Genomic DNA, 16,430 nt, shown 5'->3' on the forward strand with positions numbered 1-16,430 from the left:
GCTTTGGGGCCGTTACGCTATTACTGGCTTAGCATCACTATCTATATCAGCTTCAATCTGTGTTCTGTTTTGGTCATCGAATGCCGTGAACAACTGACTAATAAATTGCATCATCATTGAAATGGCAAACACACCTAAAAACCCAGCCATGAAATATTTGACGTACATACCGAAGCCGGATTGAGTGACTTCAAACACTAATATCGGCGTCACAATGACACTGGTTTTTGACCACATGCCCACCCATAAAATGGTCCAGCACAAAGGGATGCCAAGCAGGATTGCCCCCCATCCATTGACCCTACCTTTAGCCTGACGGCGCATGCTTGCATAAAGCAAATCCACCCTTACGTGACCATCATCAAGCAAGGTATAGGCTGAGGCAAACAAGAACAAAGCCCCATACCAAAAGCGCACCAGATCAGCCATGAAGGCTTGCTCGTAAGAAAACACAAATCTTGAGAAAACAATAATCAACTCAGCCAAAACGACGAGCAAGGCAAGCCACATGAAGCCGAGCGTTCGCGTAAAGGCCGCAATCACGATGCCGAGTATCACAATCGGCATATGCACATAAAGCCCACGATATTCTGAACGCCCAAGATTGCTGGCTAAATCATCGCCAACCATAGCGCCAAGAAGGTCTTCAACACGTAAAAAAGAAATCGCGCCGTCTGCAAGGCCAACTAAAAAGACAACCCAAAATGCAGCACGAATAAAGGCTGCGTTAAAATCAGACATAAGTTGCGCATCGCTTTTCAGACCTCTTGCGCTCGTTTTCAGCACAAAGAAAATAGCAAGCAAACCAGCAGCTACATAAAGCGCTAGTTGAAAAGCAGATGCTGTTGATGAGCCACTTCCATTTGTGTCCCAACCAAACAATTGCCCAACACCGGGTAAACCTACCCAGAATGTGAGAACGACATTGATAATATAAGCCACCATCAGAGCGAACATCATCCAGCCAAAACAGCGAATAGAAAAATTCGGTGACATCTATTGAAAATCCCCAGCTGACCGTGCAGCCAAATTATACAACACAGAGCATTTGCAAAATAACAAAGTTGGGAACGGGGGTGAAAACCCTCGTTCCCAAGATAATACTATTATCTTTATAGATTTAGATATCCAAAACGCGGTTACGTTTTTGAACGTAAGCAGCGTCAGAAATCGCAGTCCATGAACCGATGTCTTTACGAGCAGCAATGACGCTATCGAAGACTTCTTTGGCAAGCGGGCTGTGCTCGCGCGCCTCTTCAAGAACTTCTACAGCGGCTTCACCGAATGAGTCATAAACATCATCGTTGAATTCACGCAGTTTAACGCCGTGTTCGGTCTGTAGTTTGGTCAGGAATGAACCATTGTTGGCATTAGTTTCAGCCATCTGGCGTGCATTTTCTTCGTTACATGCAGCCTCAATGATTGCCTGTTGCGTCTTGGTAAGTGAGGACCAGAATTTCTCATTCATACCTAGCGCAAGCTGTGTGCCTGGCTCATGCATACCTGGCCAGTAGTAGTATTTAGCAGCCTCATAAAACTTCATGAAGAAGTCATTGTAAGGACCAACCCACTCTGTTGCATCGATTGCGCCTGATACGAGGTTTTCATAAATTTGACCACCTGGCAGTGACACAGGAGAAACACCGAGTTTCGCCATTACATCGCCACCAAGACCAGGGATACGCATTTTCAAACCTTTGAGGTCGTCTGCGGATTCGATCTCTTTGTTGAACCAACCACCCATCTGAACGCCTGTGTTACCACATGCGAAATTTTTCAGGCCAAATTCACCAGCAAGCTTGTCCCAAAGCTGTTGTCCGCCAGCATATTTAATCCAGGCATCCATTTCAGTATAGGTCAAACCAAAAGGAATAGCTGTAAAGGCCGCCCAAGCTGGGTGCTTGCCCTTCCAGTAGTAATCAGCAGCGATATAGGCTTGCGAGTTACCTGAGGCAACTTCATCAAAACTGTCAAAGGCACCCACACGCTCACCTGCCGCAAAATATTGAACGTTAATTTCGCCTTCGGTCAGCTCACCAATGCGTGCAGCAAGACGCTGCGCACTAACACCCAAGCCCGGGAAATCCCTAGGCCATGTTGAAACAATAGCCATTTCCACAGAGCTCTGCGCAATAGCAGGGGCGCTTAGCGCTGTAGCAACTGTGGTGGCACCAGCGGCAACGCCTGCGCTTTTCAAAAATAAACGACGATCCATATAAACTCTCCCAAGTTAATTCATTATACGTTCGAGACCTTCCAAAACGTATCTTACTATTTTGTATTACATTTTTAGATTATGCAAATGAATAAAACTGACAATTGTACTTTAGATTATACAAACTTTAGACATCACAGGTTTAAGCGGAACGCATTCATGACTGCACGAATATCATATCGGTCACAGGTATTTACGACCAAACTAATTACTATAGACTGGCATAAACGACTGCTATCCACACGCAGTAAAAGGAAAAGCAATGCAAGTTCTTTTGTTCGAAATGGAGCCGCGCGATGGGCATGAGGCGCATTATTTCAGTCATGTTGAAAAACTGCGTCCACTCTTGGCTAAACATGAAGGGTTACTGTTTATCGATCGGTTTAAATCACTTTCGCGCCCCAAGATCATTTTGTCTCACTCCCTATGGAAAGATGAAGCTGCTATCTCAAAATGGCGCACGGATGCCACTCACCATCAGTCACAAGCCGCGGGCCGTTATCAACATTTTGTCGACTATCGCATTCGCATTTCCCATGCTTTGGAGGTCGATAATCGCGATGAAAACCCAAGCACATGGAGTGCTGAAGGATCTTACCGCTCCGCTGACGCTGCTGATACAAGATTATTGGTTATCACGGCCAGCAAGGGCGAGCCGTACAAAGGGTCCGGTGAATTGTTCACCAGCGTCAACCATCAAGACACTTATTTAACAATTGAAACCGCCGCATCCACACAAGAAGCAACTAGGCTGGCACAAGCTGCAAAACAAGATACGAGTGTAACCCGCGTCATTATAAGCAGTGTTTCGCGTGACTACGGCATGTTTGATCGCGACGAGGCTCCACAATATTTCAAGCCAGCGAACTAAATGATCACCAAAGGTGCGGAAAGTGCGTAAAACGATCATTTGGGCTCTTGCCTCGTGATCAGCAACGTCTGGAAAAGGTCGTCGAGCGCACCATTCGCTTGGCTGAAACATTGGATGCCATCTGAGAGCGAGCTATCGTTGCGCAAGAGGTATTGGCCGCCCTACGTGCTGACACAATGAATAACAATATACTGCTTCTCGCCGATGTAACCGCAATATTCTTGCCGCTTGGCCTATTCACTGATCTGTTTGGAATGAATGTCGATGGATTGGCATCAAACAAAGATCTGGCAAACGCTGAACTACAAATTTCCCCCCTTCTAAGAAAGGGGTGCTTTGTGAAAAACTCAAGATTAATATTAATGTTAATATTAATATTTTATATCGCATTGAGCGCAAATTCTCATACATCTAATTAAGTTGCCTTAAAGCTAACTCAACTAGAACAAAGGCATACATCTATGAATCTTAAAAGATCAAAATTACAAAGCCTAAACGGAGAATGAGATGAGTTTTTTGCCTCCTCACCAAACTCAAATAAAAACGAACAACACATCCCCAATTCAATCATGGGTTGTCACCGTTGAGGATGATTTTGATTTCTTGAGTGCAGAATATAAAGCGCTTTTCGAGGCGTCTTGCGCCACGGTGTTTCAAGCGCCATTCTGGCTCAACGCGTTTTATGCCAATCTCATAGATCCATACTCTCTCACGCCCATCATCATTACAATCCGTGATGGCGATGGTTTACTGCTATTCCTGTTGCCTTGTGTCCGCCAACATTCTGCAGGTTTAAAGATTGTGCAATCTGCCGATATGGGGGTTTCTGATTATAATTGCATCATTGCGCGAGAGGAAACGCTGGCAATGATTAGTGAAAACCAAGAGCTTCAACGATGTATTTTAAAAGCCCTCAATCCGTTTGATGTTTTCTTCTTTCGCAAACAACGTTCAGATAAACCAAAAATCGAAGACATTTTGGGTGGCGCCACTTTGTCGAAAGCCGACTTTCATGCCCATGAAGTTACTCTGTCTTCATCCTTTGACAGTTGGGCATTGGACAAACTGACTGCCAAATTCAGGTCGTCCAACCGCCGGCGAATGAAGAACCTGATTGCAGATCACGGAGAATTTCAATTCAGCATCGCTAAAGATGCGGAACAGATTCGAGCGGCGATGGAATTTATCCGCAAGCAAAGAAGTGCGCGTTATAAAGCTGATATACTCAATCAGCCAGCATTCTATAACTTTTATCTATCTCTTGCTCTTGATCATGCGCAAGACGGGTGCGTGCAAACTTCGGTAATACACCTGAATGGCGAGATTGTCGCAGCGTTCTTCGGCTTGAACTTAGATGGAACACACTGCTATATTCTTGGAGGCTTTCTGCATGAAAAATACAGTAAATATTCCGTCGGCATCCTGGCGATTAACGCTACAATTGCGGACAGGATCGATCATCGTTTCAAAGTCTTTGATTTCGCCCTTGGAGATGAAAGCTATAAAAATGATTTTGGAACCGACCAAATCAATATACATAACGCCGTCTATACGAGCACTTTAGCTGGATATTTGGTGTCACACACTTACGCACACGCTAAACCGTTGAAAAATTTTTTAAAAAAACTCAATCCTAAATTGCACTAAAAAGGCAGAATTCATTATTCGATTTACAGGCGTTGAGCGGCGCGAAACTGTCGTGAAACAATTTGGTACCCAGAAGAGGGCTCGAACCTCCACACCGTTGCCAGTACCAGCACCTGAAGCTGGCGCTTCCACCAATTCCACCCATCTGGGCAATCAAGCAGCATTGCGCCTGAGAGAAGAGACGACTAAGGCCGCCCTTGCTTGCCTGTCAATGACTTATAGAAAATCATACCCCTTGCCCTTGAAACATCCAACACCAATAAAGCAAGATTGATACGGAAAGGTGCGAAAAGAGCGCAAAACGATCATTTGGGCTCTTGTCTTGTGGTAGCGCAAACAGTTAAGACAGTAAAAGACAAATCAACAATAAAGGTGCGTCACCGCTATGGCTTCGAGTGCGAACAATCAAAAATTGGTAACTATATTCGGCGGCTCCGGTTTTATCGGACGCTATGTTGTGAAAGCGCTAGCTGAGCGAGGTTATCGCATCCGCGTGGCTTGCAGACGACCCGACCTTGCCGGATATTTGCGTCCACTTGGTAGTGTTGGTCAGATACAGCCTATACAGGCAAATTTACGCTATCCTGAATCTGTGGAGCGGGCTTTAGATGGCTCATACGCCGTGATCAATTTGGTCGGTATTTTATATAATTCAGGCAAACAAAATTTTGATGCCGTTCAAGCGCGCGGCGCGCGGGTGGTCGCTAAGGCTGCAAAACAGGCTGGCATTTCGACCTATGTACATATGTCCGCAATCGGCGCTGATGCAGCAAGTGAGGTTGATTATCAACGCACAAAAGCCGAGGGCGAAGCCGCTGCTTTGCAAAACAATCCCAAGTGCGTGATTGTCCGCCCTTCCATCATTTTTGGACCGGAAGATGACTTCTTCAACCGATTTGCTGATATGGCAAAAATGGCTCCAGCTCTCCCCTTAATTGGTGGCGGGACTACGAGATTTCAGCCCGTCTACGTTGGTGATGTGGCAGAGGTTATAGCACGCGGCATTGATGGTGATTTGAAAGGGGGCGCGACCTATGAGTTAGGCGGCCCTCGCGTTGCCAGCTTCAAAGAATGTTTGGAGCTTATGCTGAGCGTTATTCAGCGTAAAAAACCACTCATTTCCATTCCTTTCGCCTTGGCACGTTTACAAGGCGCCGTCCTCGGACTTTTACCAAAACCATTGTTGACGGTGGATCAGGTGCGTATGCTTGAAGTGGATAATGTGGTCTCCAAACAAGCGATCAAACAACGCCGCACGCTTGAAGGTATAGGGATTAATCCGCAAAGCATGGAAGCTATATTGCCAAGCTACCTTGAGCGACATCGGGCTTATGGTCAGTTTGCACCAAAATCAGTTTAATAAAACGTCAGAGCATCAGCGCTCATAACGGTCACTTTTGACGCCGATGTGCCATGCCGGATCGCGGCGCTTCTTAGAAATTATAGTGATAGCCGGTTTTGTCGCCGGAATTGACCCCGTTGCTATCTGATCAATATGGGCCTCGACTAGAAATGAATCGCCCCGCTCTGCCGCCGCTGTTTTCTGTGTGAGCGGCGTATAGACGAATAATCCAATCAGACCCACCACGCCGATAAAAATACGCCAATAGGCGAAGGGAGCAAAGCCGTGTTTGGAGACAAAATCGAGCAAATATTTGACAACAATCGCGCCCATCACAAAAGCTGCCGCGAAACCCACAGCTACAAGCAATAAATCATCGGCTGTGACGTAATCGATGTTTTTATATAGATCATAGGCAAAGGCGCCGCCCATTGTTGGCATCGCGAGGAAAAACGTGAACTCGGCAGCAGAGCGCTTGTCAGTACCCAGTAACAGTGAACCAGCGATTGTTGCACCACTGCGCGATACGCCGGGAACCAGTGCCAGACATTGGAAAAGGCCGACCACTAGGCAAAGCCAAAGTGGATATTTTTCAATATCTGTGAATTTTGGAGTCATTTTGGACGCTTTACGGTCAACCCATAACAGGGCAAAACCGCCCAAAATCAACATGATACAAATCAACATCGGGCTTTCAAATAGCACCGTTTTGATGATTTTATGCAGATAAACGCCAGCAAAGGCAGCTGGCAAAAAAGCAATAACGACGCCCAATACAAACTTACGGGCGCTCGCACTTGTTGGCAGCGCTTTAGCAATGGATAAAAGGCGATGAAAATAGATCGTCAAGATGGCAAGAATAGCACCCAGCTGAATCAGCACTTCAAATGTTTTACCCGTACTTTCAAAGCCTAAAAAATGCCCTAGAAGCAGAATATGACCCGTGGATGAAACGGGAATGAACTCGGTAAGCCCTTCCACAACACCTAAAATCAATGCTGAAATAATTGAGTCATATTCCATGTGTATTCACTCATAAATGATGGGTCGACACAGGCAAAAAAGGCCGTTACAGCGTTACAAGTAGGCTTTTTAGCGTTAACTAATCGTTACAATGACACAAATGCGTTGCCAGAAGGTAACGAGGCAAAACTTGAGAAAGCACAAATCACAAATGTTGAAATTGGTCCATTATCCGTTTTCTGCGCAAAGTAGGTTTGTCAGGTTATGTTTAGCTGAGTATGGCGAAGAAGCCTCCTTCACTGAGGCGAAGCCATGGGAACGGAGCGAAGCATTACTGCAAATCAACCCTGCTGGAACCATTCCAATTTTGATTGATGGAGATGGACCTGCCATTTGCGGTCATGATGTGATTGCAGAGTATCTAGATGAAACACGCGGCCCGATGAGACGCGAACACCGCTTGATGCCAGAGAACCCTATTGAGCGTTCTGAAATTCGACGGCTTATCCATTGGTTCCTGATTAAAATGGAAGCGGAAGCCACCAATTATATTATTCATGAAAAACTATATAAAATAGAAATAAGCACCGATAATAGCGCACCAGACAGTAAAGTTATTCGCGCTGCACGCGCGAACATACGTCCACACCTGAAATATATATCTTATCTGGCAAGCACTCGAAATTATCTGGGCGGTTTGCGTTTGTCATATGCGGACTTAGCAGCCGCGGCCGCTATTTCTGTGCTGGATTATACTGGCGATGTGCCATGGGAAGAGGAAGAAGCGGCGAAGACATGGTATGCCCGTGTCAAATCGCGCCCCGCGTTTCGTACATTATTAACCGAACGCCTACGTGGACTGCCGCCTGTCTCTCATTATGCGGATCTCGACTTCTGAGTACGGACCTTAAACATAAGTCAAAAGCGCGTCTTATAGAAGATGCGTTAGCAGAAGGGTTTTCTCTTGTCGGCATAACAACGCCTGACGGGATTCCTGATGCACCGAAAAAATTATCCGCTTTCTTAGAGCATGCCCGCCACGGCACCATGTCATGGATGAGCGAGCGATCAGATTGGCGCGCGAACCCTCACATTCTATGGCCCGACACCAAATCCATCATCATGCTGGCGATGAACTATGGACCACAACATAATCCACTCGATGATCTGTCTAAAAGCGATAAAGGCCTCTTGTCAGTTTATGCGGCCAACCGCGATTATCATGACCTTATCAAAGGAAAGTTGAAGCAGATCGCAGGACGTTTTGCCGCTGCTAATAAAGCCAATGTCAAAGTGTTCGTTGATACTGCACCCGTGATGGAAAAACCTCTGGCTGCAAAAGCGGGCCTCGGGTGGCAAGGCAAGCACACCAATTTGGTCTCGCGCTCCTTTGGGTCATGGACATTTCTGGGGTCAATTTTTACAGATTTTTCTTTGCCACCAGATGAGAGCGAAGCGGACCATTGTGGTAATTGTCGTTCCTGCCTCGACATCTGCCCAACCAATGCATTCCCCGCCCCCTATCAGCTTGATGCGCGGCTTTGCATTTCTTACCTTACGATTGAGCACAAAGGGGCTATTGATCGGGCGCTCAGACCATTGATGGGAAATCGTATTTATGGCTGCGATGATTGTCTTGCAGTTTGTCCTTGGAATAAATTTGCCCAAACTGCGTCTGAGATAAAACTGCAACCACGTGAAAAATTCCAAACGCCAGCATTGCAAATGCTTGCCGCATTGGATGACAGTGAGTTTAGAACATTTTTTTCAGGCTCACCGGTGAAGCGGATCGGGCGAGCAAAATTTATCTCCAATGTGATGATCGCCATTGGCAATAGCGATGACCCAAATCTGGTAGACTGTCTTATGCCTCGCCTGCGCGATGAATCGTCTCTCGTTCGCGCTATGGCGGTATGGGCATTAAGGCAACTTATTGATTCTCACCCATTTGAAAACCTAAAAAAGGAATATACACCACAAGAAGATGATCCCATGGTGCTTGAGGAATGGACTTTAACATGAAACTTTTCGTCTTTGGACTAGGCTATTCCGCCACCAGCGCGGTCAACCAATTAGCTCCTCATTGCATCGCGCAAGGCGGCTGGGTTTCGGCAACGACACGCAGTGCGCAAAAAGCTGAGAAGCTTAGCGACTCAGGCCTGCGGGCACATGTTTTTAGTGGTGAAAAACCTGGCGATGAGCGATTGCGCCAAGATATTACATCCGCAACCCATATCATCATTTCCATCAGCCCAGGGGAAAACGATCCCGTGTTGGCCCATCACGCGGAAGATATAAAGGCGAGTAAGGCTCTTCAATGGATTGGCTATTATTCAACGGTGGGGGTTTATGGCGATCATCAAGGTGCATGGGTTGATGAGGCCGGCGACCTGCGCCCGGTCTCGCGCCGCTCCATAGAACGCGTGGCTGCCGAAGAAGCATGGTGCACGCTTGCAAAGGAGTGCGATGTTCCCATTGCGCTCTTGCGGCTTGCTGGCATTTACGGACCAGGTCGTAATGGTTTCGTCAATTTAGAGGCCGGCAAAGCCCGGCGCATTGTTAAGCCAGGGCAGGTTTTCAATCGCATCCATGTCAGCGACATTGGTCGCATCAGTGAAGCCATGGCACTGCGCAAAGCGAGTGGTGTATTTAATGGCGCAGACAATGAACCCGCGCCGCCCCAAGACGTGGTGGAATATGCAGCTCAGCTGATGGATGTGCCGGTGCCGCCTGACATTGATTATGATACGGCCAATATGTCGCCCATGGGCCGCTCTTTTTATGGCGAAACAAAACGCGTCTCGAACAAGAGACTTCTCAGCGACCTTGATATTGAATTGAAATATCCGACTTATCGCGATGCCTTTGACGCTCTTTGGCAGAGCAATACTTGGCGTGACTTGCCTTTGTTGAAAAAACTCCGCTAAAGCGCGCTAGACTATTGCTGCTATGATTTTTAATAGGCGGTCTAAATCTTCATCGCGAGATAAGCGATGATCTCCGTCTGGAACAAGCGTGAATGTGACATCATCGCGAGGTAAAAGTGTCATTAGCTCTTGGCCATGTTGCCACGGCACATCAACATCTTTTTGACCATGCAAAATATGCAACGGGCAATTTAGATACATTTTTTTATCACCAATAAGATGATGTTGACCGTCATCTATGAGTTTTTTTGTGATGATGTAATCATCATCTTGATATTCAGAGGGACGCTTATAAAACCCGTCCTTTTCTAATGCGTCTCTGGCGTCATCTGAAAACTTCTTCATCATCAAACGCTCTGTCATATCCCATGCTGGAGCAATCAGTATAATACCGACAACTCGGTTTTCACGGGCAAGACTATGCGCCAAAAGAAGAGCCAGCCAACCACCCATTGATGAACCAATGATAATTTGCGGGCCTTTTGTTACGGTTTTAAAGACGGCAAGCGCTTCTTCCAACCACCGAGTGATTGTACCATCGAGAAAGTCACCATGAGATGCACCGTGCCCCGAATAATCCATACGGGTGCAGACGTGGTCGTTGGCATGTGCCCACTGTGCCAGCGCTTCTGCCTTTAAGCCACGCATCGAGGATTTAAAACCACTTAGCCAGAATAAACCGGACTTTGTATTACTGCCTTCACCTGCGATATAAGCAATATTGCGCGCCTCATCGTCATTACCGACGCTCAGGTATTCAATGTTCAGTTGGGCTAAAATCTCTTCGCTCAAAAGACAGGCTCGTTTATGGGTGTGCAGATGAAAGATATACAAGACGCACAGACTGACATGGCTGTCATGAATGGCAAGACTGTTTTGCAAGTTATCCCGACACTGGAAGCCGACGGGGCTGCGCATACTCTTGAGAAATGTGTGCGCACTGACTAACGCTATTGACTAAATCATAACGATGGCACCTGCAAAACGATGTCGTATGGATGAAATTGGGCGAGCGAGAATTTTGAAGTATTTTTCCAAAGAACAGACGATTTCTAAGATGATCAGCGTTTATGAACGAGTTCTGGGCCTTTCAAGGGCTTAAACAAAGGATATCTGTTGACTTTATGCGAAAAGGTGTAAACTTGGCTTTGCGTCAATTTTGGCGCTTATCATCAATAAATTAGGAGACCAGGACAATTCGCAGACCAACGAGAGGGCAAGAGCCCAAAAAAGAAGGCCCACGCACAAATGAAGACATTCGCGTTCCAGCTGTGCAACTTATCGATGCTGAAGGTGAAAACCACGGCGAAACACCGATAGAAAAGGCGCTAGAAATGGCCGCCGACTCAGGGCTCGACCTTGTGGAAATTAACGCTGGCCAAGGCATGCCAGTGTGTAAAATACTGGATTACGGCAAGCTGAAATTTAAAAATCAGAAAAAAGCCGCAGAAGCCCGCAAGAAGCAAAAAACGGTCGATATCAAAGAAATTAAAATGCGCCCAAACATCGACACTCATGATTATGACGTGAAGATGCGATCGATGGTTAAATTTTTCGATCAAGGTGACAAAGTGAAGGTAACGCTGCGTTTTCGTGGTCGCGAAATGGCGCACCAAGAGCTTGGTATGCAACTTTTACAAAAAGTAAAATCAGATACTGCTAGCATTTCTAAAGTCGAATTCGAGCCTAAGCTCGAAGGACGCCAGATGATTATGGTATTGGCACCAACAAACTCAAAGTAGCACTTGGCAATTTAGATTATTTAAAATTCTCTATCCGTGCAATCACCGAGGCTGACCCGGTGGTTCAAAAGGCGCAAGTGTAATATTTAAAATAATACGTTAACTCAATAAAGGTAAAGCATGAAGGATAGCGTACAACTACGTTCTATTTTTACCCTAACGTAACGTTTTGCGTATACCATAAAGTATTAGTATCCATTTTTCCCGCAAGGGCCAAAACCAACGATATGGTTTCACATCATAAGAAATAAATGGGTGACGAGGAGTGTTACAGTGCTTGACATAAATAACGTCATAACAAGAATGTTGTTGGACGAAATGCCTTGCCCTGTCTATTTGAAAGACGGTGGAGGCATTTTTATTTATGCTAATCCAGCTTTTTTCGAACTTATTGAAATGCCAAAAAGCCGTATTATTGGCAAACGTGTTGAAGATTTCGCCAATACACAGACAGCGTTTAAATCAAAAACCACGGATATGGCCTTAAAAAAAGATGCGAAGAACAATGACTATGTCATGACGCATCTTAAAAAAGATAAATCTGAACTTATTATTCAAGCTAAAAAACGCTTAGTAACAATTCCAGAATACGGCCAATGTATCATGTGTATCATGAACGATATCAGCCAGTTCGTTCAGTATGAAAAAGAACTGGAAGAAAAGCACCGTGAGTTACGCTCCCAGCAAGGGAAGTTGAAGGAACTTGCTTCGCTTGACCCGCTCACCGGCATATACAATCGCCGAGCTTTTTATGATCAAGCAAAAGAGATTATCGATTACGCAAAAGTTGGCGACCTTGATGTTGGCGTGCTGATGTTTGATCTCGATAAATTCAAAGACCTAAACGATACCTATGGCCATGCTATCGGTGACGAAGTCCTCTTGCGCTTTACCAAAGTTGTAAGCGACTGCTGCCGCACATCAGATATTTTTGCCCGTCTTGGAGGTGAGGAATTTTGTCTATTGCTACCTGATACACCGGAAGGTGCAGCCCGAAACATTGCTGAACGCGTTCGGCAACGGATTGAGAAGGCTACAGTGATGGTCAATGGAGACCCGATTCACTTCACAACAAGTGTCGGTGGAACCATGTGGGTAGCACATGAGACTAAGATCGATAGCACTCTTAATCGCGCGGACAATTATCTCTACGAAGCAAAAAATTCTGGCCGCAATGTTGTTCAATTTATCCTTGAGCACGAAGATAAAATTAAAGACAACTCATCTGCCGCCTAATTGAGTTTCTTATTTTATGCCGCAGCCTAGGAGCCTATCCAATCCAATCTATTTGAATTCATCGATAAGACTTCTTGATCCATCTTTATCCTAGATCAGGGGTATGATCACCTGCGGTTTGCATTTTTCGCTCGACGCTCAATTTCTTCTGATAGCGCCCCTGTACGATGTCCACGACAATCAGCACACCAATCACAAAATAGAATGTGCTTTTAGCCATCGGCTCAACCGCAAAACCTGCAAGTTTCAAATGCGCCAGATGTCCACCTTCTGACAGCAATAAAATACCAACTATGAATAGAATGAAAAGACCTAAAACCTCATACATGCGATTTTTCTTCAAAAATTCCGCAACATGATCAGCCAGCAAAATCATCATGATGCCTGAAATGATCACAGCTATTGCCATGAGCGCAAAAGTATCTGTGAGGGCCATAGCGCCTAAAATGGAATCGAATGAAAAGACGAGATTCATGGCAACAATATATGCGACGGCAGACCACATGGAGCGTTTAGCGCCGCTTTCGCCTTCATGGTCCAGATCTTCTATGGACATCATGTGACTGATTTCTTTGATTGCCGTGTAAAGCAAGAACACACCACCGACCAATACGATCAGTGAATGGCCCGTGAAGGCGCCTTCTACGATACCTGGATAGTTGAATGAAAACAGCGTGTCTTGAAACAGAGCTATCGCTTTTACAAGCACAAACAACAAAACAAGACGCAGTATAATGGCGATACCAATACCCAAACGGCGCGTAGCCGCCTGCTGGTGCAACGGTACCCGCTTCGATTCGATCGATATGTAAAGCAAGTTGTCAAAACCCAAAACAGCTTGCAGCAATATCAACATGGCAAGCGTGAAAAGATTATCTAGCGTGAGCAGCTCCAACATATTCAACCCTCTAAATTATATTATTTCTTCTCATTTACTCGAACATGAGGCAACGTTCAACACACATCAAATTTTTAAGCGAGATATTGCCATTATGTTGTTGCCAAAAGATCTCGTTTATTCCAAATTTTCATAAATGTTATGCCTATAGTTTGATTGACGGATACTATCTATACGTTATTCGTAAGCTTCAAGCACAATGAAACACCCGGGGAATATCGGAAATGTCTAATACAGTTGAACATGACGGCCTAAAGATCGATCAAGCATTGTATGACTTCATCAACAACGAAGCTATACTTGGTACCGGCGTAGATAGTCAGACATTTTGGGATGGGTTTGCTAATCTGGTCCATGAGCTTGCTCCCACAAACCGCGCCCTCTTGGAAAAGCGTGAAGCGCTCCAAGAAACAATCAACGCATGGCATAAAGAAAACCGCGCCGGTCATTTCAACATGAATGACTATAAGGCCTTTTTAAAAAAGACTGGCTATCTGGTTGAAGAAGGCAAAGCCTTCTCAGTTGATACAAGCAATGTGGATCCTGAGATTTCTGACGTTGCCGGCGCTCAGCTCGTGGTGCCTATTATGAACGCCCGCTACGCCCTCAATGCTGCCAATGCTCGATGGGGCTCACTCTATGATGCTCTTTATGGAACAGATGCTATTTCTGAGGAGGATGGCGCAGAAAAATCTGGCGGCTACAATCCAGTACGCGGCGCTAAGGTGATTGCTTGGGCGCGTAAACATATCAATGAAAGCGTACCACTCAACGGTGACTGGAATGACGCCACTAGTTTTGCTGTGGAAAATGGTTCGTGCACAATCACCTTGAAAGACGGAAGCACAACGGGTCTAAAAGACGCCTCGCAATTTGTCGGCTACAAAGGTGCGGCGAACGCACCAAGCGCCTTGATGTTTGCTAAAAACGGCCTGCATATCGGTGTCCACATCAATGCTGATCATCAAATCGGCAAAGATGATCCCGCACATATATCCGATATGTGGCTTGAATCAGCCATGAGCACAATAATGGATTGCGAAGACAGTGTCGCCGCCGTTGATGCAGAAGATAAAATTCTTGCCTATCGCAACTGGCTTGGTCTGATGAAAGGTGATCTGGAAGAAACGATGGAAAAAGGCGGCAAGACAATTGTCCGCAAACTCAATGATGACCTTGAATTTACAAGCCCTGATGGTTCCAGCATTACACTCAAAGCCCGCTCCTTAATGCTCGTACGCAATGTTGGACATTTGATGACCAACCCAGCCATCCATGACAAAGATGGCAATGAAATACCGGAAGGTATTATGGATGCCGCTATGACAGCGCTGATTGCGCTTCATGATGTTGGCCCCAATGGTCGGCGTGCCAATTCGATTAAAGGCTCCATGTATGTGGTGAAACCCAAAATGCACGGACCAGAAGAAGTTGCCTTTGCAGATACGCTGTTTGGCCGAGTCGAGAAGATTGTTGGCATGGCACCAAACACCATTAAAATGGGCATCATGGATGAAGAACGCCGCACCACGGTGAATCTCAAAGAATGTATTCGCGCTGCAAAATCACGCGTTGCCTTTATTAATACAGGCTTCCTTGATCGTACGGGAGACGAAATTCATACCTCCATGGAAGCAGGACCGATGATCCGCAAGGCTGATATGAAACAGTCACCTTGGATTTCGGCTTATGAAGACTGGAATGTGGACATTGGTCTTGAATGCGGTCTTGCTGGTCATGCGCAGATCGGTAAAGGCATGTGGGCCATGCCGGACTTGATGGCTGCCATGCTTGAGCAGAAAGCCGGACACCCCATGGCCGGCGCCAATACAGCGTGGGTGCCCTCCCCCACGGCTGCCACGCTTCACGCAACGCATTATCACAAAATCAATGTGAAAGACCGCCAAAAAGAAATCAATTCTCGTGACAGAGCCAGCCTTGATGACATCTTGTCTATTCCGGTGGCTGAGCGACCGAACTGGGCAGAAGATGACATTCGTGCCGAGCTTGAAAACAATGCCCAAGGCATCCTTGGCTATGTTGTGCGTTGGGTTGATCAAGGTGTTGGCTGCTCTAAAGTGCCCGATATCAATAATGTTGGCCTCATGGAAGATCGCGCCACATTGCGGATTTCTTCTCAACATATTGCAAACTGGTTGCATCATGGGGTTTGCACCGAAGATCAAGTGATGACCGCCATGAAAAAAATGGCCGCCATCGTGGACAGTCAAAACGCAAGTGATAAACTGTATCAACCAATGGCGAAAAACTTTGATGCCTCAATCGCTTTTTCTGCCGCATGTGACTTGGTGTTTAAGGGTGCAGAGCAACCAGCAGGCTATACCGAGCCAATTTTACATGCTCGTCGCCTCGAAGTGAAAGCAGCGACCTGAATAGGCAATCAATCGTTATTAAAGTGTGTTTAGACTATTATTAACTTTCGCTACCTACCGTGATAAAGTACAAACTGAATCGTGGTAGGTAAGTGATGAATTCAAAAACAGATAATATATTGCAGTCTGACATTACGGATCATGGCACAAAAATAGCCATCCCTGCGAGACCCTTGGCTATTATCACGATCATCGC

At 45.9% G+C, this 16,430-nt stretch carries 14 protein-coding genes, 1 tRNA gene and 1 pseudogene; 10 read left to right on the top strand and 6 right to left on the bottom strand.

The features are described from left to right. Nucleotides 1-12: 12 nt before the first annotated feature. Both ABJ081_05050 and ABJ081_05055 read right to left on the bottom strand, forming a co-directional pair. On the bottom strand, nucleotides 13-996 hold the full coding sequence (locus tag ABJ081_05050; protein MEP6356030.1) for a TRAP transporter small permease subunit: 984 nt from the start codon (nucleotides 994-996) through the stop codon (nucleotides 13-15). Between the two features lie 124 nt (nucleotides 997-1,120). Next, a complete protein-coding gene (locus ABJ081_05055) occupies nucleotides 1,121-2,215 on the bottom strand; it encodes a TRAP transporter substrate-binding protein (protein MEP6356031.1) in 1,095 nt (364 codons plus the stop codon). Nucleotides 2,216-2,477: 262 nt separating this feature from the next. Between ABJ081_05055 and ABJ081_05060 the strand changes: the two genes are divergently transcribed. After that, nucleotides 2,478-3,086: an antibiotic biosynthesis monooxygenase gene (locus ABJ081_05060; protein ID MEP6356032.1), complete on the top strand. Its 609-nt coding sequence runs from the start codon at nucleotides 2,478-2,480 to the stop codon at nucleotides 3,084-3,086. Nucleotides 3,087-3,689: 603 nt separating this feature from the next. Beyond that, nucleotides 3,690-4,733 (top strand): GNAT family N-acetyltransferase, encoded by a 1,044-nt coding sequence (locus ABJ081_05065; protein MEP6356033.1) that lies wholly within the window; start codon nucleotides 3,690-3,692, stop codon nucleotides 4,731-4,733. Between the two features lie 63 nt (nucleotides 4,734-4,796). On the opposite strand, the gene ABJ081_05070 is transcribed toward ABJ081_05065, so the two are convergent. After that, nucleotides 4,797-4,884: transfer RNA gene (locus tag ABJ081_05070), tRNA-Leu, on the bottom strand. A 234-nt stretch (nucleotides 4,885-5,118) separates the two neighbouring features. Here ABJ081_05070 and ABJ081_05075 point away from each other — a divergent pair. Further along, nucleotides 5,119-6,093 carry a complex I NDUFA9 subunit family protein gene (locus tag ABJ081_05075; GenBank protein ID MEP6356034.1) on the top strand — a complete coding sequence of 325 codons (975 nt, stop codon included), beginning with the start codon at nucleotides 5,119-5,121 and terminating at the stop codon, nucleotides 6,091-6,093. A 201-nt stretch (nucleotides 6,094-6,294) separates the two neighbouring features. Here the strand turns inward: ABJ081_05075 and ABJ081_05080 are convergent. Next, a pseudogene (locus tag ABJ081_05080) lies at nucleotides 6,295-7,098 on the bottom strand (undecaprenyl-diphosphate phosphatase). 151 nt (nucleotides 7,099-7,249) lie between these two features. On the opposite strand from ABJ081_05080, the gene ABJ081_05085 reads away from it, so the two are divergent. From ABJ081_05085 to ABJ081_05095, 3 genes are read left to right on the top strand one after another with little or no spacing between them, the layout of a single operon-like run. Further along, entirely contained in the window at nucleotides 7,250-7,936 is a 687-nt protein-coding gene (locus tag ABJ081_05085; protein ID MEP6356035.1) for a glutathione S-transferase family protein, read from the top strand. Beyond that, on the top strand, nucleotides 7,834-9,060 hold the full coding sequence (gene queG, locus ABJ081_05090) for a tRNA epoxyqueuosine(34) reductase QueG (protein ID MEP6356036.1): 1,227 nt from the start codon (nucleotides 7,834-7,836) through the stop codon (nucleotides 9,058-9,060). The genes ABJ081_05085 and queG overlap by 103 nt, the downstream gene beginning before the upstream one ends. Next, entirely contained in the window at nucleotides 9,057-9,965 is a 909-nt protein-coding gene (locus ABJ081_05095; GenBank protein MEP6356037.1) for an SDR family oxidoreductase, read from the top strand. The genes queG and ABJ081_05095 overlap by 4 nt, the downstream gene beginning before the upstream one ends. Nucleotides 9,966-9,971: 6 nt before the next feature. On the opposite strand, the gene ABJ081_05100 is transcribed toward ABJ081_05095, so the two are convergent. Then, nucleotides 9,972-10,757: an alpha/beta hydrolase gene (locus ABJ081_05100; GenBank protein ID MEP6356038.1), complete on the bottom strand. Its 786-nt coding sequence runs from the start codon at nucleotides 10,755-10,757 to the stop codon at nucleotides 9,972-9,974. Between the two features lie 27 nt (nucleotides 10,758-10,784). On the opposite strand from ABJ081_05100, the gene ABJ081_05105 reads away from it, so the two are divergent. The 3 genes from ABJ081_05105 (at nucleotide 10,785) to ABJ081_05115 (ending at nucleotide 12,943) form a co-directional block, all read left to right on the top strand. Continuing rightward, complete coding sequence (locus tag ABJ081_05105; protein ID MEP6356039.1) at nucleotides 10,785-10,913, top strand: hypothetical protein; 129 nt, start codon at nucleotides 10,785-10,787, stop codon at nucleotides 10,911-10,913. 248 nt (nucleotides 10,914-11,161) lie between these two features. After that, the gene (gene infC / locus ABJ081_05110) at nucleotides 11,162-11,707 is read left to right on the top strand and encodes a translation initiation factor IF-3 (GenBank protein MEP6356040.1); all 546 of its coding nucleotides are present in this window, start codon (nucleotides 11,162-11,164) and stop codon (nucleotides 11,705-11,707) included. Between the two features lie 273 nt (nucleotides 11,708-11,980). Beyond that, complete coding sequence (locus ABJ081_05115) at nucleotides 11,981-12,943, top strand: diguanylate cyclase (protein MEP6356041.1); 963 nt, start codon at nucleotides 11,981-11,983, stop codon at nucleotides 12,941-12,943. An 85-nt stretch (nucleotides 12,944-13,028) separates the two neighbouring features. On the opposite strand, the gene ABJ081_05120 is transcribed toward ABJ081_05115, so the two are convergent. Beyond that, complete coding sequence (locus ABJ081_05120) at nucleotides 13,029-13,841, bottom strand: tellurium resistance protein TerC (protein ID MEP6356042.1); 813 nt, start codon at nucleotides 13,839-13,841, stop codon at nucleotides 13,029-13,031. Between the two features lie 224 nt (nucleotides 13,842-14,065). Here ABJ081_05120 and ABJ081_05125 point away from each other — a divergent pair, with 224 nt between their 5' ends. Beyond that, nucleotides 14,066-16,234: a malate synthase G gene (locus ABJ081_05125; GenBank protein MEP6356043.1), complete on the top strand. Its 2,169-nt coding sequence runs from the start codon at nucleotides 14,066-14,068 to the stop codon at nucleotides 16,232-16,234. Nucleotides 16,235-16,430 lie beyond the last annotated feature (196 nt).

Source organism: Hyphomicrobiales bacterium (assembly GCA_039989895.1).
Classification (GTDB): Bacteria; Pseudomonadota; Alphaproteobacteria; order Rhizobiales; family JACESI01; genus JACESI01.